Raw genomic sequence first — 1,093 nt, 5'->3', positions numbered from 1 at the left:
GTTACTTTAATCAAAACCTCTTATCAGGTGTCCTAAATTAGTTGACCACTACAGTTTAAACCATCAGCACCGTCCTGACCATCGATACCATTAGTACCAGCCAAGCCCTGTAGTCCTTGATCACCTTTGTCACCCTTAGGGCCTTGTGTACCGTCAACACCATTTAGGCCATTCTGACCGTTTAGGCCGTTCTGACCGTTCTGACCGTTCTGACCGTTCTGACCGTTCTGACCGTTCTGACCATTCATGCCATCAGCACCATCCATACCATCTGCGCCTGAGACACCAATAGGCCCCTGATCACCTTGGTCACCTTTAGGGCCTTGCGGTCCAATCGGGCCTGGGACACCGCCGCCGCCCGCGCCTATTCCTGGATCGCCTTTATCACCTTTGTCACCTTTAAGCCCCTGATCACCCTTGAGTCCTTGGTCACCCTTATCCCCTTTTACGCCTTGTAAGCTATCGAGCCACTGCGATTCTGAACCCGAAAAGCCATTATCTAACGCTACTTGATAGGCGCTATCACCAGCCACACCGCCTAGACCAGATAGAGTGGTCAAACGACTATCCACTTCATCAAAAGCATCACCTACATTATTGAAGTTTTTGCTATTGATAGTATAGCTAGGTGGCTGAAAAGAGCCGCTAGCGTCAAAGCTTGCGCCACCACCAAAGGCATTAGGTATGTTTTGAATCTGTGAGAAATTGACACCGTCTAAAGCACTGGTGCCAGCGGCGATATTGGTTAGGGCTGCTGGTGTGGCAGCTCCGATACCGCCGAAAGTGACTTTATCTTTAGTCGCCGTATCATCGTACATGACCGCGCCTGCCACGGTACCCGCTGTGGCTTGCACCTTTTTGAACTGGGCAATGTTGACAGCATCGGTATCTTCCGTACCAGCGGCCACACCTGTGATTTGACGAGTGGTCCAGTTAGCAGAATCAGCGTCTGTGGTATCACCTACGCTGATAGCGGCATGTGTCGAGCGCCAAGTAGGACTAGTATCGGTACTAGCCGCTTGGGTGCTTGGGTCATAGTGTAGTGGTCAACTAATTTAGGACACCTGATAAGAGGTTTTGATTAAAGTAACGT

At 50.3% G+C, this 1,093-nt stretch carries 1 protein-coding gene; it reads right to left on the bottom strand.

All coding sequences use genetic code 11. The annotated features are described in order from the left end of the window. Window positions 1-32: 32 nt before the first annotated feature. Complete coding sequence (locus EI161_RS14455; protein ID WP_192529972.1) at window positions 33-908, bottom strand: hypothetical protein; 876 nt, start codon at window positions 906-908, stop codon at window positions 33-35. Between the last annotated feature and the right edge of the window lie 185 nt (window positions 909-1,093).

This window comes from Psychrobacter sp. FME5 (assembly GCF_014861375.1).
Taxonomy (GTDB): domain Bacteria; phylum Pseudomonadota; class Gammaproteobacteria; order Pseudomonadales; family Moraxellaceae; genus Psychrobacter.
The sequence above is the reverse complement of the archived record's forward strand: the minus strand, read 5'-3'. Positions and strand labels throughout refer to the sequence as shown.